At 71.2% G+C, this 21,261-nt stretch carries 20 protein-coding genes; 14 read left to right on the top strand and 6 right to left on the bottom strand.

Annotation, left to right across the window (positions count from 1 at the left end):
- Nucleotides 1-24: 24 nt before the first annotated feature.
- The 6 genes from KOL93_RS07965 (at nucleotide 25) to KOL93_RS07990 (ending at nucleotide 7,715) form a co-directional block, all read left to right on the top strand.
- A complete protein-coding gene (locus tag KOL93_RS07965) occupies nucleotides 25-318 on the top strand; it encodes a WXG100 family type VII secretion target (RefSeq protein WP_221584807.1) in 294 nt (97 codons plus the stop codon).
- Between the two features lie 66 nt (nucleotides 319-384).
- The gene (locus tag KOL93_RS07970; protein ID WP_221584808.1) at nucleotides 385-1,398 is read left to right on the top strand and encodes a WXG100 family type VII secretion target; all 1,014 of its coding nucleotides are present in this window, start codon (nucleotides 385-387) and stop codon (nucleotides 1,396-1,398) included.
- Between the two features lie 38 nt (nucleotides 1,399-1,436).
- The gene (locus KOL93_RS07975; protein ID WP_221584809.1) at nucleotides 1,437-1,745 is read left to right on the top strand and encodes a hypothetical protein; all 309 of its coding nucleotides are present in this window, start codon (nucleotides 1,437-1,439) and stop codon (nucleotides 1,743-1,745) included.
- Nucleotides 1,746-1,751: 6 nt separating this feature from the next.
- A complete protein-coding gene (locus KOL93_RS16345; protein ID WP_221584810.1) occupies nucleotides 1,752-6,521 on the top strand; it encodes a DNA/RNA non-specific endonuclease in 4,770 nt (1,589 codons plus the stop codon).
- Nucleotide 6,522: 1 nt separating this feature from the next.
- Nucleotides 6,523-7,242 (top strand): hypothetical protein, encoded by a 720-nt coding sequence (locus tag KOL93_RS07985; protein WP_221584811.1) that lies wholly within the window; start codon nucleotides 6,523-6,525, stop codon nucleotides 7,240-7,242.
- A complete protein-coding gene (locus KOL93_RS07990; protein WP_221584812.1) occupies nucleotides 7,239-7,715 on the top strand; it encodes a hypothetical protein in 477 nt (158 codons plus the stop codon). Before KOL93_RS07985 ends, KOL93_RS07990 begins: the two co-directional genes overlap by 4 nt.
- Before the next feature lies 1 nt (nucleotide 7,716).
- On the opposite strand, the gene KOL93_RS07995 is transcribed toward KOL93_RS07990, so the two are convergent.
- On the bottom strand, nucleotides 7,717-8,352 hold the full coding sequence (locus tag KOL93_RS07995) for a TNT domain-containing protein (RefSeq protein WP_221584813.1): 636 nt from the start codon (nucleotides 8,350-8,352) through the stop codon (nucleotides 7,717-7,719).
- 122 nt (nucleotides 8,353-8,474) lie between these two features.
- Here KOL93_RS07995 and KOL93_RS08000 point away from each other — a divergent pair, with 122 nt between their 5' ends.
- From KOL93_RS08000 to KOL93_RS08015, 4 genes are all read left to right on the top strand, one after another.
- On the top strand, nucleotides 8,475-8,804 hold the full coding sequence (locus tag KOL93_RS08000; RefSeq protein WP_221584814.1) for a hypothetical protein: 330 nt from the start codon (nucleotides 8,475-8,477) through the stop codon (nucleotides 8,802-8,804).
- Between the two features lie 33 nt (nucleotides 8,805-8,837).
- A complete protein-coding gene (locus tag KOL93_RS08005; protein WP_221584815.1) occupies nucleotides 8,838-9,416 on the top strand; it encodes a hypothetical protein in 579 nt (192 codons plus the stop codon).
- A gap of 25 nt (nucleotides 9,417-9,441) precedes the next feature.
- Entirely contained in the window at nucleotides 9,442-10,563 is a 1,122-nt protein-coding gene (locus KOL93_RS08010) for an RDD family protein (protein ID WP_221584816.1), read from the top strand.
- Nucleotides 10,564-10,625: 62 nt separating this feature from the next.
- Nucleotides 10,626-11,420, top strand: a complete 795-nt coding sequence (locus KOL93_RS08015; protein WP_260406103.1) for an FHA domain-containing protein — start codon at nucleotides 10,626-10,628, stop codon at nucleotides 11,418-11,420.
- Between the two features lie 113 nt (nucleotides 11,421-11,533).
- Here the strand turns inward: KOL93_RS08015 and KOL93_RS08020 are convergent, their stop codons facing one another.
- Nucleotides 11,534-12,127, bottom strand: a complete 594-nt coding sequence (locus KOL93_RS08020) for a nucleoside deaminase (protein ID WP_221584817.1) — start codon at nucleotides 12,125-12,127, stop codon at nucleotides 11,534-11,536.
- Between the two features lie 83 nt (nucleotides 12,128-12,210).
- On the bottom strand, nucleotides 12,211-13,614 hold the full coding sequence (locus KOL93_RS08025) for an aminotransferase-like domain-containing protein (protein ID WP_221584818.1): 1,404 nt from the start codon (nucleotides 13,612-13,614) through the stop codon (nucleotides 12,211-12,213).
- Between KOL93_RS08025 and KOL93_RS08030 the strand changes: the two genes are divergently transcribed.
- Entirely contained in the window at nucleotides 13,613-14,518 is a 906-nt protein-coding gene (locus KOL93_RS08030) for a DMT family transporter (RefSeq protein WP_221584819.1), read from the top strand. The two genes, KOL93_RS08025 and KOL93_RS08030, sit on opposite strands and share 2 nt — an antisense overlap.
- A 156-nt stretch (nucleotides 14,519-14,674) precedes the next feature.
- Here KOL93_RS08030 and purB read toward each other — a convergent pair whose 3' ends face one another.
- Nucleotides 14,675-16,066: an adenylosuccinate lyase gene (gene purB / locus KOL93_RS08035; RefSeq protein WP_221584820.1), complete on the bottom strand. Its 1,392-nt coding sequence runs from the start codon at nucleotides 16,064-16,066 to the stop codon at nucleotides 14,675-14,677.
- 174 nt (nucleotides 16,067-16,240) lie between these two features.
- On the opposite strand from purB, the gene KOL93_RS08040 reads away from it, so the two are divergent.
- The gene (locus KOL93_RS08040; RefSeq protein WP_221584821.1) at nucleotides 16,241-16,498 is read left to right on the top strand and encodes a hypothetical protein; all 258 of its coding nucleotides are present in this window, start codon (nucleotides 16,241-16,243) and stop codon (nucleotides 16,496-16,498) included.
- A complete protein-coding gene (locus KOL93_RS08045) occupies nucleotides 16,495-17,916 on the top strand; it encodes a hypothetical protein (RefSeq protein WP_221584822.1) in 1,422 nt (473 codons plus the stop codon). The genes KOL93_RS08040 and KOL93_RS08045 overlap by 4 nt, the downstream gene beginning before the upstream one ends.
- A gap of 4 nt (nucleotides 17,917-17,920) precedes the next feature.
- On the opposite strand, the gene KOL93_RS08050 is transcribed toward KOL93_RS08045, so the two are convergent.
- Entirely contained in the window at nucleotides 17,921-18,319 is a 399-nt protein-coding gene (locus KOL93_RS08050) for a phage holin family protein (RefSeq protein WP_221584823.1), read from the bottom strand.
- Between the two features lie 88 nt (nucleotides 18,320-18,407).
- On the opposite strand from KOL93_RS08050, the gene KOL93_RS08055 reads away from it, so the two are divergent.
- The gene (locus tag KOL93_RS08055; RefSeq protein WP_221584824.1) at nucleotides 18,408-19,472 is read left to right on the top strand and encodes a histidinol-phosphate transaminase; all 1,065 of its coding nucleotides are present in this window, start codon (nucleotides 18,408-18,410) and stop codon (nucleotides 19,470-19,472) included.
- Between the two features lie 15 nt (nucleotides 19,473-19,487).
- Here KOL93_RS08055 and KOL93_RS08060 read toward each other — a convergent pair whose 3' ends face one another.
- On the bottom strand, nucleotides 19,488-21,182 hold the full coding sequence (locus tag KOL93_RS08060) for an AMP-binding protein (protein WP_221584825.1): 1,695 nt from the start codon (nucleotides 21,180-21,182) through the stop codon (nucleotides 19,488-19,490).
- Nucleotides 21,183-21,261: the final 79 nt, after the last annotated feature.

Below are 21,261 nucleotides of genomic sequence, written 5' to 3' on the forward strand. Positions count from 1 at the left end.
CACCACACCTACAGGGGGACACACATGGCCGACATCAAGGTCACTTCGGATTCGCTCGCCAGCGTCGCGGGCCAGCTGTCGAGCGGATCGCAGTCGATCGAGTCGCAGCTCAGCAACCTCAAGTCGCTCGTCGAGGGCCTCATCGCCGGCGACTGGAACGGCCAGGCCTCGCAGAGCTTCAACGAGCTGTACAGCCAGTGGGACCAGGCGGGCATCCAGCTGAAGGAGTCGCTGCAGGGCATCAGCGATCTGCTCAACCAGGCGGCTCTGTCCTACGAAGACAGCGAGACCGCGATCGCGAGCACGTTCCAGGGCTGAGTGCCCCTTCGGTCGGCGGCGCGGTGACGCGCCGCCGACCCGGTTCGTCGGCAGGAGGGGGATCCCATGGTGCAGTTCCGCGTGCGCGCGACCTCGCTCAACGAGGTCGCGGGTCTGCTCGGCAACGTGCTCGCGACGTTCGACGGCAACGTCGCGGCGGTCGATTCGACCGTGCGCAGCACGCTGTCGACGTGGAAGGGCGATGACGCGACCGAGCTCGAGGCGAACTGGCAGTCCTTCGTGACGCTCTCCGAGACCGTGCGGATGTCCCTCACGAATCTTCAGACCGGGCTCATCGGCGCCAGCCAGGGGTACACGACGACCGAGGGCGGCGTGCGTCAGTCCATGGCGCAGACGACCCCGAGCGTGCAGGCGCTGCGCAAGCACGCCGTGAAGTTCGAGGAGGGCGTCGCGACGGGCGAGGCCCGCGCCGAGGACATGGCCGAGTTCTTCGGTCGCGACTACGCGGGCGACGGCGAGACCGAGAAGTTCGGCGGCGGCGCGGTGCGCGGCCCCGGCGGCCGATACACCGGCGGGGGCGCCGGGGACACCGACGGCGACGGCGACGACGACTCGATCGGCACCGGACCGTTCCTCTCGAACGAGTCGATCGAGGAGCTCGGTGACGCGACCGAGTCCGAGGAAGCCGGCTTCGTGCACGACGACGAGGGACGCATCGAGCAGTCGCCCGACGCCGAAGGCGGAGCCCCGCCCGAGGCCGAGGCTCCGGAGGCAGAGGACGGCCCGCAGACCGACGCGGACGCCCCGCAGGCCGAGGTGCCGGGTGACGGCGAGAGCCCGCAGGTCGAGGCGGATGTCCCGGAGGCCGAGGTGTCCGACGGCGCAGACCTCCCGCACGTGGAGGCGGATGTTCCGGAGGCGGATCTCGGCCTCGACAGCGGCTTCCTCGAGGGCGACCTCTCGGGAGAGGGTGTCGATGCCGACCTGCCGGAGTTCGAGAACGGCCTGCTGGCCGGTCCCGACGTGAGCCTCGACGCGGACGTCCCGTCGGTCGACGGCGGAGCGGATGGGATGCCGCACCTGGACGCGCACGACGCGTCGATCGAGGCCGATGACTGACCTCCGCGCCGACAGGTGAGGGAGATGAGGGGGAGAACGTGGGAGACCAGTACGCCGACACGACGGATCTGAACGCACTCGTGCAGACGCTCACAGAGCTCGTCTCGTACTGCGAGGCGCTCAAGTCGGGCGCCTCCGGATTCGCATACATGCTGCCGAATGACTGGCAGGGTCCCGCGATGTCGGCGTTCCTCGGATCCTTCAACGCCTGGGCCCTCGGTGCCGAGGCGATGCAGCAGCAGGCCGAGGCGCTCAAGCAGCAGGCCGAGGCCGCACACAAGGCGTACGACGGAGCGATCAGCGACATGGACACGTACTGGAACTCGCTCGAGAGCAACCTGGGCTGAGGCGTCATGGGAACTGAAGTCAAGATCACCGCGAGCACGATCCAGTCGGATGCCGCGACCTTCCGCCTCGCGGCGATGGACATCGAGGGCGCGATCAGCACCCTGCAGGGCGTTCTGAGCGCCAACTCGGGCATGGCGGGCGACGACAACGCCGCCGAGGAGTTCGCCCAGGGCGAGGACGGCTACGACGCCTCGGCAGCGGGCCTGCTCACCTCCGCGCAGTCTGTGGCAAACGGATTCTGGGTCTACGCCGCCGCGCTCGAGAACACGGCGAGCACGTACGACGCCGCGCAGAAGCCCGGTGCCGGCGAGCAGCCGAACGTGACCAAGACCGAGGCGACCCAGGTGCAGGATCCGCCGGACAAGACCGTCTCCTCAGCGCTCGGTCCGGGGCTCCCTGGCCTGCTCGGCGAGATGCAGGAGGTCGTCGAGTGGGGCCTCCAGCAGATCGGCGTCGTCATCCCGACGGGCGACGAGGACAAGCTGAGCGCCGCGGCGACGGGCTGGGAGACCTTCTCGAGCGGGCTCGGCGACGCGTGCCGACGCTCGTCGGGCGGCCTGGCGTGGGTCGGCGGCATGGTGATCCCGCAGGCGAGCAGCGTCGAGGCGTCGCGCACGGGGCTCAACAGGTCTCTGACCGACCTGCAGGGATACTCCGACAACATGGTCACGTGGGTGAACGACTACGTCGACGAGCTCCACATCATGCGCGAGCAGCTGAAGGACTTCCTCCAGCAGATGGCGATCGAGCTCGCGGCCGACCTCGCGATCACCGCGCTCCTCAGCGTCTTCACCTTCGGGCTCGGAGCGATCGCCGGATCCGCCAAGGCCGCGGCCACGGTCGTCAAGTGGTGCAAGCGCATCAAGGAGATCATCGACAAGCTCAAGAACTTCCTGCGCGGGCTGCGCGGACTCGGCGGAGTGTCGGCGCGTGCGGCCGTAGCCGCGGGCAAGGAGGGCCTGCAGGCGGCCGCGGCGAGTGCGTTCTCGACCTCGGTCATGAATGCGATGCACGGCGACAGCGACTCGGCTGGCGATCGCGCCTACGAGGAGCAGTCTGTGTCGGAGGTGGCCGGCCTCGCCTTCATCGGCGGCGCCGCCGCATCGCCCGTCAACCGGGTCGTCGGCGGCTCGCCGGACGCGAGGGGCTTCCGCGCCGGCGCCCGACAGTACGCGGGCGATGTCGCCGGTGGCGGCGTCGATGGTCTCGCGCAGGGAGGCGCGTTGTATGCCGCCGACCCGAGCAACGGCTTCGATCCGCTCAGCGCTGCGGTGGGCGGATCCATCATGGGCGGCATCATGGGGCCGATCGGTCGGGGCGGCGAGCGCCTGATGCCGTCGAGGCCCAAGCGTCCCGCCGGGGACAGGCCGAACCTCGACACCGACGGTCCAGACACCGGCGGCGGATCCACCTCTCCCGCCGCCAACGTCGGCGGCAGCGGCACGTCCGCTCCCGACACGCAGAACACCGCTCCGCAGCCGGGCGGCGGCGGAGCGACGCCCGCGCCGCAGGGCGGAGCAGGTGGCACCGGATCGAACGGCTACGACGGTCCTCAGCCCGGGGCCGGCGGCAGCGGCGCGGGCGGCGGCCAGGCGGGCGGCGGCGCCGGCTCGAACGGCTACGACGGTCCGCAGCCGGGCGGCGGCGGCGACGCCGGGGGACAGCCAGGAGACGGCGGCGGCATCGACGTGCCGAGCGATGCGCCCGATGCGCCCGACAGCCTGCCCGGTGACGGCCCCGGCGACGCCGGCGCGCCGGACACGGGATCGACGCCGGATGGTGCGACGCCGGACGCGCCGACGACGCCGGATGGTGCGACGCTGGATGGTGCGACGCCTGATGCGCCGACGACGCCGGATGGTGCGACGCCTGATGCGCCGACGACGCCGGATGGTGCGACGCCTGATGCGCCGACGACGCCGGATGGTGCGACGCCTGATGCGCCGACGACGCCCGATGGCGCGACGCCGGATGGGGCGACGCCAGACGCGCCGACGACACCGGATGGTGCGACGCCTGACGCGCCGACGACGCCCGACGGCGCCACTCCGGACGCACCGACCTCCTCCGACGGTCAGACGCCGGATGCGCCGGCGACGCCGGACTCGGGAACGACACCGGACGCCCCGACCGCACCCGACGGCGCGGCACCCGATGCCTCGACAACGCCGGAGGGCGCGGCTCCCGCGTCACCGGCAGCGCCGGATGGCGGCGCCCCGGACGCCGGATCGATCGTCGACGGCATCGACGCGATCGACTCGTCGGTGCCGCAGGCGGCAGCAGCCGATGGTGTCGCCTCCGACGTGGCGGCCGACGCCGCGCAGCTCACCGAGGCCGAGACGGACGCCGGCTCGACGCCCGAGCACGGAGCTCCCACTCCAGTGGGCCGCCCGACGCCTGCAGACGCGCCTGTCGACGCCGGCGCTCCTGACGCCGGCGCGACACCGGACGGCGCGCCCGCTGCGGACGCCGGCTCGACGCCCGAGGGTGCACAGCCCGACGCGGCCTCGCCCGAGGGGGCGGCCGACGCCGACGGTGCCCCGACCGACGGTGTGACGCCCGAGGACGCCGCTGCCGGCGCCGCGGGTGCGGCCGCCGTGGCGGGAGCCGTCGCGGCGCCCCGCCTCTCGCCGGGCCTCGGCCGCGGAGCCGCGATGCCGGGCGGCCCGCACGCCGGTCCGCCGGCCACGGACGGCGGATCGACGCCGAACGATGGCAAGCCGACCGACCCGCTCATCGACTCGCCGGATCAGTTCGGAGACGGCTGGCAGCGTGCCGAGAGCCCGCTCGACGCCGATCCCATCGACCCGGATTACGGTGACAAGCGCCAGGAAGGCGAGAGCGGCGAGTTCCACGCGGAGTACCAGAGCCATCCCGGCGCAGACGCGCTTCAGCCCGAGGTGCGGGACCTCATCGCGGATCCGGATGCGCCATACGGTCGTGATGCTGATGGTGAACCGCTCACCAAGGACGGGTTCGAGGATCGCTACACCGACGCCGACGGCGACTACCGGTATCCGGGCAACGACGGAGCCGAACCGGGGTCGGTGGTGCACATCACCGACATCGACACCTTCCGTGAGCACTACGGCAGCCGCATCGACCGTCTCGGCTTCGACAACGGCGCCTACTTCTCGCTGCCCGGCACACCGTTCGAAGCGCGTGCGCTGCCGCCGAGCAACCTGACGACTCCGTATACCGTCGACACGCTGCAGAGCCTGCCGCCCGATGGGCGGATCGAGATCTCCCGCATCGCCCCGGCATTCGGCCGCGATGGCGGTGGGGTCCAGATCCGCATCCTCGATGACAAGGGAAACCCGCTGTCTCGCGAGACGCTCAGGGACAAGCAGCACCTGGTCTCACCCGACCAGGCGACGGCGGGCGCGCCGTCTGCAGCCGAGTCTTCGCGCGCTGACGACGGAGCCTCGTCGGTCGTCGACGGCCCCCCGGCACGTGAGGGGGTGGACAGCGGCTCGCGCCCGGAGGGTGTCGACGCCGACGCGACGGACACCGGTGCGTCGAACGATGTCGGCGACACCCCATCGCCGGAGCGCCACCCCGACTCTCCCGCGTCGACGGACTCTCCGGAGCAGATCCGCGACAAGATCGACGAGGCGCTGACGCAGTCGAATACGGGCTTCGACCCACACGACCTGTCGAACGGATACGCGACCAACTGCGGCAACGTGTCGGTCAACATGCACGACTTCCTCAATGGGAAGCCGATCACCGACGCGGGCACGGGCACGCTCGACATCCCCGACGTCGAGGCGCGCACGGGTCTTCCGCAGACCGAGTCGACGCCCTCGCAGATCGAGGCGTCGCTGCGCGCTCAGGGGCCGGGTGCCCACGCGGTCGTCGGCATCGACCGCGGCCCCGACCAGTCGGGGCACTGGTTCAACGCCGTCTTCGACGGCGAGCAGGTGTGGGTCGTCGACGGTCAGGATGGCACGCGCTCGCCGTGGCCGCCTCACGAGCCGGATGCGACCTACTGGGACGCGTCGATCGACCCGTCGGACCTCATCGACGGCAGAGGGACGCCCGATGGCGCCTCGAACGCCGACTCGACACCGGGCGACGGCACGCGAGAGGGAGGCCGGTCGCGCATCCGCGTGACCGGCGGAGACGGCACTCCGGGCAGCCCCTATCAGGTCGACTGGCGGAGTCCGAACACCCCGTTCGCGCGGCAGGAGGGTCTCGAACCCGATTCGGTCTACGAGATCGATGGGCGCGGGACGTTCCACACGGGGCCCGACGGCCGCGTCGAGCGCGTCGAGACCACCTACGGTGCGGAGAACCTGAACTACGAGCTGCACAAGCCGCAGCCGGACACGACCTATGTGGTGACGACGGCGAACGGCACGAGCACTCACACGTTCGTGACGGATGATCGTGGTCGCACGATCTCGGCGCACACTGACGACCTCGGCTTCGATGAGGCGAGACGTGCCGAGGGCGTCCAGAGTTCGATCGGCGGGGAGGGCGGCTCGTTCTTCGACGGCGGTCACCTCTTCGGCAATCAGTACGGCGGCGGGGGCGAGCGCATCAACGTGGTGCCGATGCTCCGCGACGTGAATCAGGCTCTGAACCCGGGGAGCTTCTACGCGCTCGAGTCCCACTGGGCGGACCTCAAGCGAGCGAACCCCGACACGCCCCTGGAAGTGCGCATCGAGCCGATCTACGGCGATGAGTCGACGACACCCGTGATGCTCCACGTCACATGGGTTGAGAATGGCATCGTGCACACCGACATGTTTGAGAACTTCGATGACTGACATGAACATTCCTCCGATGATCGCCGAGGCGGAGATCCGTGCCGAGATCGCCCGGGAGCTCGTCGCGGTCGCCCCCGCGGGCTGGGTTCGCATCGTGTTCTCGGCGGCAAGCGTCGGCGGGGCCACGGACGTTCTGGTGACGGCTGAGCTGGAGAATGGCGGTGATCGGTCTCTCGCCGCTCCCTCCGGAACCGCTCTTCCGCTCTCCCGGCTGCGGCGGGCGCTCTACGAGCAGGATCGAGGGACGTGGTTCTCGATGGAGCTCATCGTGACGAGCGACGGGGCCGCCGAGGCGACCTACGACTACGACGACGAGCCGCGAGAGTTCGTCGGCCTCATCCCGCGCCTGTGGCTTGCAGACCAGGAGAAGTTCCCGCGCTCGCTCGAGAACAGGCCGGAGTGGCTGCGGGCGAAGCTCGCGGAGGCCGGCGACGAAGAGAAGGGGCCGGATCTCGGTCGTCTGGTGGCGGTGGGGACGGAGCTGTGGCGGCGGATGGTTCCCGCGGATGCGCCGCTGGTGCACCGTGAGGTTCCCGCGATCGGGGGCGTCGCGGTGTCGCATGCGGTGCGCGGCGGTGGAACGATCTACGTGGGATCTGATGAGGGTGTGCTGTTCTCGTCGTCGAGTGCGACAGAGGATCAGTCGGTCGAGGTGTTCGCATCGGGGCGGCGAACGCCGTGGGAGCACTTCCGTCCGGCCGATTCGGGACGTCGACGGTGACGTTGTCCGCTGACGACGGGCTGTCGTACGCCGCACGGTTCGCCGAACGGGTCGCGCAGGGGACGGGCCTGCGGCTCGCTCCGACGAATCCGCAGAGGCTGTTCACGCTCTCGGACCTCGAGGTCCGCTTCGCCGTGGTGCCGGTGGAGGGCGGATTCGAGCTGCATCACAGCGACCGCTCCTCGTTGAGGCCGGTGGCGTTCGCGACTCGACTCGACGACGTCCTGCGGCTGCTGGCCGCACGGCTCTTTCGGTCGCATGGTGTCTCGCTGAGCCGGGACGATCTTCCGTCGTCCATGTGCTTCGAGCAGACCCCGAAGGATGTCTCGGTGACGTGGTCGGACGCGGAGGCGCGCGCGTGCGTCGTGCGCGTGTGGGGCCTCGCGTTGCGCGAGGAGCTCGCCGTGCGCGTCGCGCTCTGGGTCGAGACGGATCTCGACGAGATCGCCGACCAGGTGCAGTCCTCCCGCTGAGTCAGCTGTCGGCGCGGAAGCGCTCGAGGGCGCCGTCCGCGACGAGGTCGCGGATCCCGACGAAGTCGTGCGCGATCGTGCAGCGCAGTCCGCCACCCGGCTGGCCGAACCAGGGCTGCACGACCTCGACGCGCACTCGCACGGTGCCGCGGGTGACGAATGCGTGGCGATCGGATCCGACGGGGAGTGCCCCGAATGGCGGGAGCGACCGGGCCTCGTAGGACGTTCCGTACGGGAAGAGCATGGTGCCGTCGAGAGCGCCGACGCGGTCGAGCACCACGCCGGCGGGAACCTCGATGAGGAGGGATCCGTCGGTCGCGCGCGAGCGCAGGTCGGACCAGTGGGTCGTCGCCGCGCCGACAGCCTGGTCGATATCGGAGGCGGCGAACACCGCGACGTCGGGAAGCGGCCTGTCGACGTAGTCGAGCAGGAGCTGGGCCGCCTCGTCCTCGGTGGCGGCGGATCCGAGAGGGAACGCCGTGCCGTAGTCGACCGTCTCGAACAGCCACTCGCTCTGCGCGTCGCTCGGACGCAGGCGGAGGGCGCCTTCCATCGCGGGCGCGTCGTCGCCGGGCAGGGAGACGGCAGCGGCCGGGATGCGTCGTCGCGACAGCTCGTCGCGCAGAGTCTCGAACATGCCACGAGCGTATCGGCCGGACCGCGCCGCGCGTGCGTCGCATCCCGGGCAGAACTGCCCCGTCGAGCGGCTCGCGCACTTCGTTACGCTGGTCACGCACACCCCCGTCCGAAGGAGCGCCCGTGTCCGACACCCTCGAGCAGCGCTGCGAGCGGCTTCGCGAGCCGGTTCTGCAGCTCGCGGCCCTCAGCCTCGGCTCCACCGTGAGTCCGAAGGACATGGACGAGACGCTCGCGGCGGCCCAGCGGGTGCAGGCGATCCTCGACGAGGACTCCTCGGGGATCGCATCCGGAGCGTTCTCCGACTGGCTGCCCATCGGACGCCAGGTCATCGCGTCGATGGTCGCGGCGCTCGAGCGCGGCGACGGCGCTGAGTCGTACCGACTCTTCACCGACAAGACCGACGGCTTCTACCGCCTGGGGCTCGGCTGTGCCGGGTTCCCGGGCTGGTGACACGGCAGAAAAGGCGACAGGACAGTGCAGGAGATGGAGCGCGCCTATCTGCAGACGCAGCCGCAGCGATTCCACCAGGCCGCGGATCCGCGAAAGCGCCGCGGGTTCGCGATCGCGGCGGGGATCTTCCTGATCGCGACGCTCGCGATCGCCGTCAGCGCACCCGCGCTGTGGGAGCACTTCAGCACCCTCCCCGAAGCGCGCAACGTACGCCGTCCCTGGTTGAACGGCACCGGGGGAGGGTTCTTCGGCATCATGCTGATCGGTGCGTTCTGCCTCTTCTTCGCCCTCTTCTGCACCTGGTTCGCCGTGGTGAAGTCCAAGTCCTGGATCGATACGCAGACCGGATCGCGCCTGCGCAGCGGTCGCGTGGCGCGGTTCCCCGATGATTCCGCGTTCGAGCACTACGCAGCGCAGCTGAGCGACGGCACGCTGCGCGAGATCCCGGAGATCTCGGGTCAGGTCGGCAGCGGCAAGATGATCCTGCAGTCGATGGAGGACCGCGAGGCGCGACGCGTGCACGTGTGGCTCGAGACCGCGGGCGGGCGCAGCGCCCACGCCGAGTTCGACAGCACGGCGTGGGATCGGCTGTCGACCGGCCGCGCAGTGTGACGACACCGGGCGGCGAGGAGGCGACGTGAGCGGCTGGGCGATCATCGATGACCGGGAGGCGGCACCCGAGCCGATCCCGGTGACCGTCGACCGCGCGGAGCTCCTGGGGATCCGGCGGGCGACGTACGGTCGGCGAGTGTCGGCGACGATCATCGACGTCATCCCGGCGCTCGTGTTCGCCGCGCCGCTCGCGTTCGCCCTGACGGCGATCGTCGGGCCCGACGGACAGCTCGACATCCTCATGCTCATCCTCGGAAGCGCGTGCGCGCTCCTGCTGGTGCTGTACGGGATCCTTCAGCTGTCGTCCCACGGTCGGCGCGGCCAGACGTTCGGCAAGCAGGCCACGAAGCTCCGCACGCTGCGGGCGACGAGCCTGCAACCGATCAGGTTCGGGCGCGCGCTCCTGCGCGCTCTCATCGTCGCCGCGGCGTGCCTGGTCCCGCTGCTGGGTCCGCTCCTGCTGTTCCTCTCGCCGCTGTGGGATCCGCAGAAGCGCGGGCGGGGATGGCACGATCACGCCACGGATGCGTGGATGATCGATCTGCGCGCCGTGGACCCGACCGATCCCGTGGCGTTCGGCGACGCGCGAGCCCGGGCGCGCGTCAAGAGCGCGGCTCGCGGCGACGCCCGCCAGACGGATCCGTTCGCGCGCGAGCGCGTGATCGCCGACGTGCCGCGCGCAGAGACGCCTCGCGCCCCCGAGGCGCCCGCGCCCGCGTCGGAGGCTCCGGCGACGCCGCCGATCGTCCGCGACCCGCCCCGGGCGCCCGAGTCGGCGCCGACCCGCGAGCGGGCGGCGTCGGTCGGCGTCCGCGTGACGCTCGATGACGGCGCGACGCTCACGATCGCCGGCCCGACCCTCATCGGCCGACGGCCGGCGCCGGCGGACGGCGACGATCCTGCGGTGCGGCTCCTGCCGCTGGCCGACGAGGGGCGCTCGCTGTCGAAGACGCACCTCGCCCTGCAGGTCGACGCGCACGGGCTTGTCCTCACCGACCGCGGCTCGGCGAACGGCACGACGATCGTCCGAGGAGCGACCTCGGCGCCCGCCTCTGCGGACACTCCTCTGCGAGTGCGCGAGGGCGACCGGATCCGACTCGGCGATCGCGAGATCGTCGTCGGGCCGATGGCTCCCGTGACCGACTGAGCGCCCCGCGACGACGTGCGCCGATCCTCGCCGGCCGGAGTTGTTTGGCAAGATGGGTCACCATGAGCCCCCGCGATGAGATCACCGGCGACCCGATCGAGGACGGGATCGACATCGATACGGCGATCCCCGGGCGCGAGACCCGCGGCACCGCCGAGCCCGTGCGCATCGAGTTCGCGGGCGAGTGGCGCACGGTCGAGCCCCGAGAGACCCTGATGATCGGGCGCGAGGGAGACCTCGCGGTCGACGACAACCCCTACCTGCACCGCGCGTTCCTCGAGGTGTCGTACGCCGACGGCATGTGGTGGCTCTCGAACGTCGGCTCCCGCCTCTCGGCGACGGTGTCGAGCGCGGGCGGGGCTGTGCAGTCGTGGCTGTCGCCCGGCGCGCGCCTGCCCGTCGTGTTCGAGCAGAGCGTCATCGTCTTCACGGCGGGCCCCACGACGTACGAGATCGCGCTGCACGCGCCGCGGGCGCAGTACGCCGTCTCGAGCCAGGTGCAGGCATCGATCTCGGGCGACACGACCGTCATGCCCGTGCGCTTCACGGGATCGCAGAAGCAGCTCATCGTCGCCCTCGCCGAGCCGATGCTGCGCCGCGAGGGTGTGTCGGTGAGCGACCTGCCCTCGTCGGCGGCTGCCGCGAAGCGGCTCGGCTGGTCCATGAGCAAGTTCAACCGCAAGCTCGACAACGTGTGCGAGAAGCTCGACCGCATGGGCGTGCAGGGCCTGCGCGGCGCTCCCGGAAAGCTCGCGATGAACCGCCGCGCGCGGCTGGTCGAGTACGCGGTCTCGTCGCAGCTCGTCAGCCGCGCCGACCTCCCGCTGCTCGACGCCGGCGAACTCGACGAGGACTGACCCGCGGCTCCTGGTCGGTTCTGCCGTCCTCGTGCCGCTCGGCATCTGGCGCGCGTCGAGATCAGCCGTCCTCCGGTCATTCGCCGGCGGGTGCGCTCGAGCTCGTCGAACGATCAGGCCAGCGGGATCCCTGCGGAGCCCTTGGACTCCTGATATGTCGTCGACAGGGCGTCGTACGTCTGGGCGATACGGGCGATGCGCTCGTCGAGCTCTGCAGGGCCGCCGATCGCATGGCTGGTGAAGAACTCGTTCTCCCGGTTGTAGAGGTCGCGGCCTTCGGCAGGAGCGTCGCGGTCGGGATCTCGAACGGCGTAGACCGCCCGGAGGATTCGGATGTCGTGCGGAATCGCGAAGGAATCCGCCGAATCCTGATGGCTGAAGAGATAGGCGAAGGAGTCGAAGCCCGCCCAGGCGATGCCTGAGAGACACAGCGAGCACGGTTCGTGCGTGGCGAGGAAGAGGCAGTCGGCCGGGTCCGGCCGCTCGGGCAGCTCATGGAACCGCTTGATCGCGTGGATCTCACCATGCCACAACGGGTTCTCGATCTCGTTGTTCGTCTCGGCGACGACGAGTGACAGATCGCTCGCGCGCAGGATCGCGGCGCCGAACAGCTTGTTGCCTCTCCGCACTCCGGCGCGCGTGAGCGGGACGACATCCTGCTCGATGACGTCGAGCAGGCGTGAGCGGGTCGCGAGATCGAGGGACATGGGGCCATCCTGGCAGGCCCGGCGCTGCACCCGCGAACCAGCCGCGCGCAGGAGTGCCGCCTCCGGGAGATGCTGTGTCCCTGTCAGGCGGCGAGCACCTCGCCGAGGATCCTCGCGGCGTCGGCGAAGCGGTCGGGCGCGGGACCCGAGAAGTTGAGCCGCACGTGCGGGCCGGGCGACTCGGCCGGGAACCACTCGTGGCCGGGCGCGATGAGCAGACCCCGCCGTTCGCACGCGGCGGCGACATCGCGGACGTCCGCGTGGTCGGGCAGGCGCAGCCACAGGTTGAGGCCGCCGGCGGGCAGCGACGTGAGGAGCGCCTGCGGCGCGTGCGCGGCCACGGCGTCGGCGAGCTGATCGCGGCGGGCGCGGAGGGCCGCGCGGAGGCCGCGCACGTGGCTGGTCCAGCCCGGCCGGGTGACGACGTCGAGGGCGACGTGCTGCAGCACGGGGCTGACGTACATCGACTCGGCCTGCGTCTCGGCGAGGATCCTGTCGCGCGCAGGGCCGCGGGCGATCAGTCCGGCGACGCGCACGGCCGGTGAGACGCTCTTCGTGAGGGAGCGCAGGTAGACGACGTGCCCGTCCTCGTCCCGCGCCGCGAGCGGCATCGCCTCGGTGGTGATCCCGAAGTCGTGCGCCCAGTCGTCCTCGATGAGGAAGGCGCCGTGCGCGGCGACGAGGTCGAGCACCTGGTCGCCGAGGGCGGCCGACCACTGCGCGCCCGTCGGGTTCGCGTAGTTCGGGTGGGCGTAGAAGGCGCGGGCGCCCGTGCGCTCGAAGGCGCGCGCCAGCTCGTCGATGTCGGGCCCGTTCGGACCGGACGGCACGGGGACGAGCTCGACGCCGACGCGCTCGGCCGCCGCGATCGCGCCCCAGTAGGTGGGCGACTCGATGATGAGGGGCCTGCCTGATCCGACGAGCGCGTGGAAGGCGGTGCTGAGGCCCGTCTGCGTGCCGGGCAGCACGAGGACATCGTGCGCGGTGGGGGCGGTCGTGCCCTGCGGCGTCGCCTGCGCGAGCTCGGACGCGAACCACGCCTGCAGCTCCGGAAGGCCCGCGCTCGGTGCGCGGCGGATCGCCGCGTCCTGGCGGGCGGCGCGACCGAACGCGGCGCGCACGAGACGCTCAGGCAGCAGATCGGGGTCCGGGTATCCGGACTGCAGGGCGAAAGGCGCCCCGGCGGCCGAGCGCAGCGCCGCGGGTGAGGCCGGGATCCGCCGCGCCGGGGTGCCGAGCGCCGCCGTCTGCCAGGAGAAGTCGCTGGGCCGGGTCGTGCGCGCGCGTCGCGTGAACGTGCCGACGCCGGGCGATGTCTCGACCAGCCCCTCGGTTCGCAGCAGCGCGAGGGCGCGCTGTACCGTCACGGGGCTCGCGCCATGCTCGGCGACGAGCGTGCGCGTCGACGGCAGGCGGGAACCAGGAGGCGCATCGTGGATCCACGTGCGCAGCTGCGCGGCGATTCGGGCGCTGCTATCGTTGGCCATGAATCACAACAGTAGCGCTACTCTTACACGACCGCGAGTGATATCGACGGGCGTCCTGTGGGGGCTTCTCGGTGTCGCGACGTTCTCGTTCACCGTTCCCGTCACGCGCTTCGCCGTCGAGGCCGGCATGTCGGCGACCTTCGTCGGATCCGCCCGTGCCGTCGTGGCCGCCGTCCTCGCCGCGACCGCGCTCCTCCTCACCCGCCAGCGCGTCCCGCCGCGGCGCCTGTGGCCGCGGCTCGCCATCGTCGCGGCGGGCGTCGTCGTCGGATTCCCCCTGCTCACGTCGTACGCGCTCGTGACGACCGAGGCGACCCATGGCGCCGTCGTCATCGCCCTGCTCCCGGCGGCCACGGCGGCCTTCGCCGTTCTGCGAGGGAAGGAGCGGCCCGGCATGCGCTTCTGGATCGCGGCCGGCCTCGGTGCGATCGTCACCGTCGGGTTCGCCGCCGTGCAGGGCGGCGGCATCGGATCCCTCACGGGCGCCGACCTGCTCCTCCTCGGTGCCGTGGTCGCGGCCGGTGTCGGCTACGCCGAGGGCGGCCTCCTCGCGCGCGAGATCGGCGCGTGGCAGACGATCTCATGGGCGCTCGTGCTCAGCGCCCCCGTCATGCTCGTCCTCTCGCTCGTGTCGGTGCAGGCGGATCCGTTCGTCGTGGGGCCGACCGCCTGGCTCGCGTTTGCCTACCTCGGGGTCGTGAGCATGTTCTTCGGGTTCTTCGCCTGGTATCGCGGCCTCGCGATCGGTCCCATGGCGACCGTCAGTCAGGTGCAGCTGACGCAGCCCGTCATGACCGTCGCGTGGTCGGTGATCCTCCTCGGCGAGGCGCTCGAGTGGGCGACGGCCGTCGGCGCCGTCGCCGTCGTCGCGTGCGCCGCGCTCGCGGTGCGCTCTCGACGCTGACGCGGGCGCATGACGACGGCAGAATCGCCGCGAGGTCCCACGGCGTCCCCGGAACGGCGCGCCTCGGCTCGCGCGCCGGTGAGAATTGGCGTCGTCGTGTCCGGGATGGCGCGCAGAAGGCGCCGACCCCGCGGGGCCGGCGCCTTCTGAGACCGCCTACTTGCCGAGCTTCGAGCGGACGACGCTCTCGGCGAGGCCCGTGTACGACGCGGGCGTGAGGGCGACGAGGCGCGCCTTGGCGGCATCGCCGATGTCGAGGTCGTTCACGAAGTCCGTCAGCTCGGACGATCCGATGCGGTGGCCGCGCGTGAGCTCCTTCAGCAGCGCGTAGGGGTCGCTGATGTGCGAGCGGCCGGCGACGACCTCGGCGCGGATCACGGTCTGGATCGCCTCGGCGAGGATCTCCCAATTGCCGTCGAGGTCCTCGAGGAGGACGTGGCGCGCGAGGGAGATCTGGTCGAGCCCGCTGAGCAGGTTCGTGAGGGCGAGCCGCGAGTGCCCGAACGCGACGCCGATGTTGCGCTGCGTCGTCGAGTCGGTGAGGTCGCGCTGCAGGCGCGAGGTGACGAGCGTCTGACTGAGTGTCGAGAACAGCCCGGCCGAGATCTCGAGGTTGGCCTCGGCGTTCTCGAACTTGATCGGGTTGATCTTGTGCGGCATCGTCGACGAGCCCGTCGCGCCGGCCACGGGGATCTGCGTGAAGTAGCCGAGCGAGATGTAGGTCCAGATGTCCTGCGCGAGGTTGTGCAGGATCGCGCCCGCGTGCTTCACGTGGTCGTAGAGCTCGACCTGCCAGTCATGCGACTCGATCTGCGTCGTGAGCGGGTTGAACGTGAGGCCGAGGGGGCCCTCGACGAACTCGCGCGTGATCTGCGGCCACGCGACCTGCGGCTCGGCCGCGAGGTGCGCCGACCAGGTGCCGGTCGCCCCCGAGAACTTCGCCATGTACTCCGTCTTCTCGATGCGCGAGAGGACGCGCTCGAGGCGCCACACGAAGACGCCGAGCTCCTTGCCCATCGTCGTCGGCGTCGCGGGCTGGCCGTGGGTGCGCGAGAGCATGGCCGCGTCGGCCAGGTCGAGCGAGATGGCGCGCAGCTTCGCGATGACGTCGCGGAACGTCGGCAGCCATCCGTCCCGCACGGCCCGCTTCACGGTGAGCGCGTAGGCCGTCGAGTTGACGTCTTCGCTCGTGCAGGCGAAGTGGGTCAGCTCGGCCAGGTGATCGAGATCGAGCTGCGCCAGGCGGTCGCGCACGAAGTACTCGACGGCCTTGACGTCGTGGCGCGTGACGCGCTCCTTCTCGGCGAGCCAGTCGATCTCGTCCTGGCCGAAGTCCAGGTAGGCGAGTCGCAGCCTGTCCTTCACGGCGTCCGGCAGCGGATCCGTGCCGAACAGCTTGTTGTCGGTCAGATGGAGGATCCACTCGACCTCGACCTCGACGCGGGCGCGGTTGAGCCCCGCCTCCGAGAGGAATTCGGCGAGGGGGGCGACGGCCGACTGGTAGCGCCCGTCGAGGGGGCTCAGGGGCTGGATGGGAAGGGGGTTCACGAGGCACCTCCGGATCGAGGCGGGCAGGAGTGGGAACCAGCCTATTCCGCCGATGCCGACACGCCGCGCTCTCGGGCCGGTCAACGTGTCCACAATCGCGGATCCCGCGGAGTTATCTGAGGAACCGCGCTCTGCGCGGAGCGGGCGGGGCGCCGACCGCTGCACGCTTCCCACATGGGCATGACGGGATTCGAGCAGGCGCAGCTGCTCTGGCGGGCGCGAGACGAGATGGTGGCGGCGGCCGACTGCGCGATGTCGGCGCAGAGCACGCTGCGGGCGGTGGTGGGCGACCTCGGCTGGCGTTCGTCGGCAGGCGAGGCGTTCGCCGCCGCGGCTGACGACCTCGCGGGGCAGATGGGCTTCGTCGCCGGCGACTTCTCGGACGACGCCGACGTGCTGCTCGCACGCGGCAATCAGGCCGTGACGTCATGAGTATCGAGGTGACGCAGGGATCCGTCGTGCAGGTCGATCCGGAGGAGCTGCGATGGATGGCGGTGCGCGTGCAGTCGGCCGTCGACAGCATGCGGAGGGCCTCGGGTCACGCCGAGCAGGCGCGGGCCTGGCAGGCGATGCTGCCGCGGGAGGCGCAGGTGCTCTGGACGACGATGGGCCGCCCGGGTGATCGGATCCTCTGGTTCGTCGAGGAGGGCGCGGGGCTCGTCCTGGCGCTGCGGAACGCGGCCGATGCCTACGAGATCGTCGAGCTGCGCACGCTCCTCGCGATGCACGGAGACGGAGCCGTCGCCCCCGACGGCGGATCGGCGGCCGCGCAGCTCGAGGCGCTCGCCGAGGCGAACCCCGACGCCGCTCGCCAGGCGACGCGCCTCGTCCTCGCGCGGCTGGCCCTGACGCAGCTCCGGTTCGCAGATCACTGGCGGTCGGCGGAGACGGGATCGCCGCTCGCGCCGGGCGGCGGCGCGCTGGCCGGCCTGTTCCTGCTCGGGATCGGGGGCTTCCGGGCACTGAACGGGATGGGCCGCGGATCCGTGCGCGAGCCCGAGCGCGCCCGGGAGCGCGCGGGGCTCGTCCCCGGCACGTCCGACCGGCACGTGTTCATGTCGGAGCGCGACAACGGCGTCGTCGCGGCACCGCGCGGGCTGTCCGACTCGCTCACGCGGATCCCGAACTTCGAGGGGCCGCCCACCGACGATCAGGAGCGCGTCCGGGTCGACGCCTACACGATGCGCGACGGCGAGAGGCGCTTCGTCGCCTACGTCATCGGCTCGAGCGAGTTCCCGCTCGACACAAGCGACCCGTTCAGCTGGTCGAAGAACCTGGGCCTCTATATGGGGGAGGCTGAGTCGGCGGGGTACGACTTCGTGCTCGAGGCCCTGCAGCGGTCGGGCGCTCAAGCGGGCGACGTCGTCGACATCAACGGGTTCTCACAGGGCGCCATGATCGCGCAGCGGGTCGCGACCGACAGCGACTTCGACGTGCAGCACGTCACGACGATCGGCGCGCCCCTGCATGTCCCGATGGGAGACGCCGTCACCTCGGTCACGCTCGCGCACGAAGACGACCCCGTCGCGATGCTCGCCGACGGCGGATCCCCCGTGGCTCTCGGCGGCGACGACAGTCTGCTCATCCGCGACGCGTACAAGCCCCTCGACGAAGGCCTCGCCGAGTGGGACGCCGAGGCGCATCGCGTCGGCTCCTACGCCGAGACGGCGGCGACCTTCGAAGCGTCCGGCGACCCGCGCGCCGAGGGCGTGCAGGCGTACTACGCCCGGCTCGGCGAGGCGGCGTCGGTCCAGAGCATCAGCTACTACGCGCCCGAATGGGACCTCGCGGAGGGCATCATCGAGGCGCCGCTGCCGCGCGGCGACAGCGGCGCGAGGCCGTCGGCGTGACGCGTCAGCGCCGGCGCTTCTTCTGCGGGCGCAGGATGATGCCGAAGATCCAGTTGATGACGCTGAGGAGGATCCCCGCGAGCACCCCGGGCCAGAAGTCGCCGACGGCGAGGCCCCAGTTCCAGAAGCCCGTGATCCACGCCGTGATCATGAGCAGCACGCCGTTGAGCAGAAGCGAGACGAGGCCGAGCGTGAGGATGAACAGGGGGAACGCGACGATCCTGATGACCGTTCCGATGATCGAGTTCACGAGCCCGAACAGCGCGCCGAGCGCGACCAGGGTCACGATCAGCTGCAGGTCGCCCCCGGGAGGGAACGGCGTCACGGTGATCTGCAGGAAGGCGATGAGCGAGATCACCCAGATGGCGAACCCGTTGACGACGGAGCGAATGAGGAAGCCCATACAAGGAGTGTCGCACCGACGGATGGGTGACGGCAGGGGAGCGCGGGAGTTCCTGTGCTCCGCGTCGGCGCGCGCATAGGATCGTCGGGTGACCACCGAGCCTGTTCTGCCCCGCATCCGCCCCGAGATCGCGGCGCTGCCGCCCTACAAGCAGGGCAAGCCTGCGGGAGCATCGGGGTTCAAGCTCTCGAGCAACGAGAATCCGTTCCCGCCGCTCGACGGCGTCGTCGAGGCCGTGCAGGCGGCGACGTCTCTCAACCGCTATCCCGACGCGACGGCTGGCCGGCTGCGCTCGGCGCTGGGCGAGCGCTACGGCGTCGCGACCGACGAGGTGCTGGTCGGCGCCGGATCCGTGTCGCTGCTCGCCGCGTTCATCCAGGCGGCCGCGAGCACGGGCGACGAGGTCGTCTACGCGTGGCGTTCCTTCGAGGCCTATCCCGGCCTCGTGCTCGTCGCCGGCGCGACGAGCGTGCAGGTCCCGAACCGCGCAGACGGCGGGCACGACCTCGACGCCATGGCGGCCGCCATCACCGAGCGCACGCGCTGCGTGCTCGTGTGCTCGCCCAACAACCCGACGGGGCCGATCGTCACGAGCGCCGAGTTCGAGGCGTTCGTGCAGCAGGTTCCCGCCGACGTCCTCATCCTCCTCGACGAGGCGTACGCCGAGTTCGTCGACGACGAGAACGCGGTCGACGGCCTCGGCGAGCGCGTGTACGAGGCGCACCCCAACGTCGTCGTCCTGCGCACGTTCTCGAAGGCCTACGGGCTCGCGGCCCTCCGCGTCGGATACGCGATCGGCCACGCGCGCGTGCTCGACGGCGCCCGCGCGACGCAGATCCCCCTCTCGGTCACGGCGCAGTCCGAGACCGCGGCGCTCGCGAGCCTCGAGCGCGAGGAGGAGGTGCGGGCCCGCGTCGCCGTGGTGGTCGAGCGCCGCACCCGTCTCGTCGCGGGCCTGCGCGACGCCGGCTGGGACGTCCCCGACACGCAGTCCAACTTCGTCTGGCTCCCGACCGCCGACCCGGCCGTTGCGGCCGCGTTCGACGACGCGGGCCTCATCGTGCGCCCGTTCGACGACGGGATCCGCATCTCGGTCGGCGAGGAGGAGTCGATCGATCGCGTCGTCGACGTCGCCCGCACCGTGAGCTCGTAGCTCCGGCCCCCGCGGTCACCGCTCCGCGCGGATCTCCGGGAAATCGGTGTCGCGGTACTCGCCCGACAGATCCGTCTCGGGGTCGTTCTCGCGGGCGCGCAGCTCGACCCGGCGGATCTTGCCCGAGATGGTCTTCGGCAGCGGGAAGAACTCGACGCGGCGCACGCGCAGGTACGGTGCGAGGTGGCGGCGGGCGTGGAGGAGGATGTCCTTCGCGAGCTCCGCGCTCTCCTCATGGCCGGGCGCGAGCGCGATGTAGGCCTTCGGGACGGCGAGGCGCAGAGGATCCGGCGCGGGGACCACGGCGGCCTCGCTGATCGCCGGGTGCGAGATGAGCGCCGACTCGAGCTCGAAGGGGCTCACCTTGTAGTCGCTCGCCTTGAACACGTCGTCGGTGCGCCCCACGTACGTGAGGACGCCCTCGGCGTCGCGCGAGGCGACGTCGCCCGTGCGGTAGTAGCCCTCGCGGGTCGCCTCGGCGGTGCGCTCGGGGTCGCCCCAGTAGCTCGTCATGAGCGGCAGGACGTCGGTCGACAGGTCGAGGCACAGCTCGCCCTCGCCGGCGCCCTCGACGAGGTCTCCGGTCACCGTGTCGAGCAGCACGACAGGGTAGCCGGGAAGCGGGAGCCCCATGGATCCGGGAGTGAGGGGCGATGCCGGGGTGTTGCCGATCTGCGCCGTCGTCTCGGTCTGCCCGTAGCCGTCGCGGATCGTGAGTCCCCACGCCTCCTCGACGCGGGAGATCACCTCGGGGTTGAGGGGCTCGCCCGCCGACAGGAGCTCCCGCAGACCCGCGGGCTTCTCGCCGAGCTCGGCGTGGATGAGCATCCGCCACACGGTGGGCGGTCCGCAGAACGTGCTGACGTCGCGCGAACGCAGCTCGGCCAGCAGCGCGTCGGCGTCGAAGCGCGCGTAGTTGTAGACGAAGATCGTCGCCTCGGCGATCCACGGCGCGAAGAAGCTGCTCCACGCGTGCTTGCCCCATCCGGGCGACGAGATGTTGAGGTGCACGTCGCCCGGCCGCACGCCGATCCAGTACATCGTCGACAGATGGCCGACCGGGTACGACACCTGCGAGTGCTCGACGAGCTTCGGCCGCGAGGTCGTGCCCGATGTGAAGTAGCGCAGCAGCGGATCCGAGGCCCGCGTGCGGGGGTGGGGGAGCGGCGCCCACTCGCGCGCGCCGGCATCGCGCAGATCGCGCCACCCCTCGGTGGGTCCGACGCTCACGCGGATCCAGTCTCCGGGGATCTCCGCGAACGAGGCCGTATCGCGCGCGTTCGCCACCACGACGCGCACGCCGCCGCGCGTGACGCGGTCGGCCAGGTCGGCGGATCCGATCGCGGTCGTCGTGGGGAGGATCACGGCGCCGAGCTTCATGAGCGCGAGCATCGAGACCCACATCTCGACCTGGTTGCCGAGCATGAGCAGGACGGGATCGCCGCGCGTGACGCCCTGGTCGGCGAGCCATGCGGCGAGGACGTCCGACTCGCGCGACAGCTCGGCGTAGGTGCGTTCGAGCGACGAGCCGTCCTCCTCGACGATGACGAGCGCCGTGCGGTCGTCGGCGATCCGGTCGAACCAGTCGACCGCCCAGTTGAACTCCTCGCCCACGTCGGGCCACGTGAATTCGGCAGCGGCTCGGGAGGGGGCGTCGCGCAGGGCCAGAAGCTGGTCGCGGGCGGCGCGATACGTGTCGGTGGCGCTCATCGTGCGAGCGTATCGACCCACGGCAGACCCCTGCAGGCATGCGACTGTGGAGGATCGACAGCGGAATCGCAGATCCATT

It is taken from the genome of Microbacterium salitolerans (genome assembly GCF_019720895.1).
GTDB lineage: Bacteria > Actinomycetota > Actinomycetes > Actinomycetales > Microbacteriaceae > Microbacterium.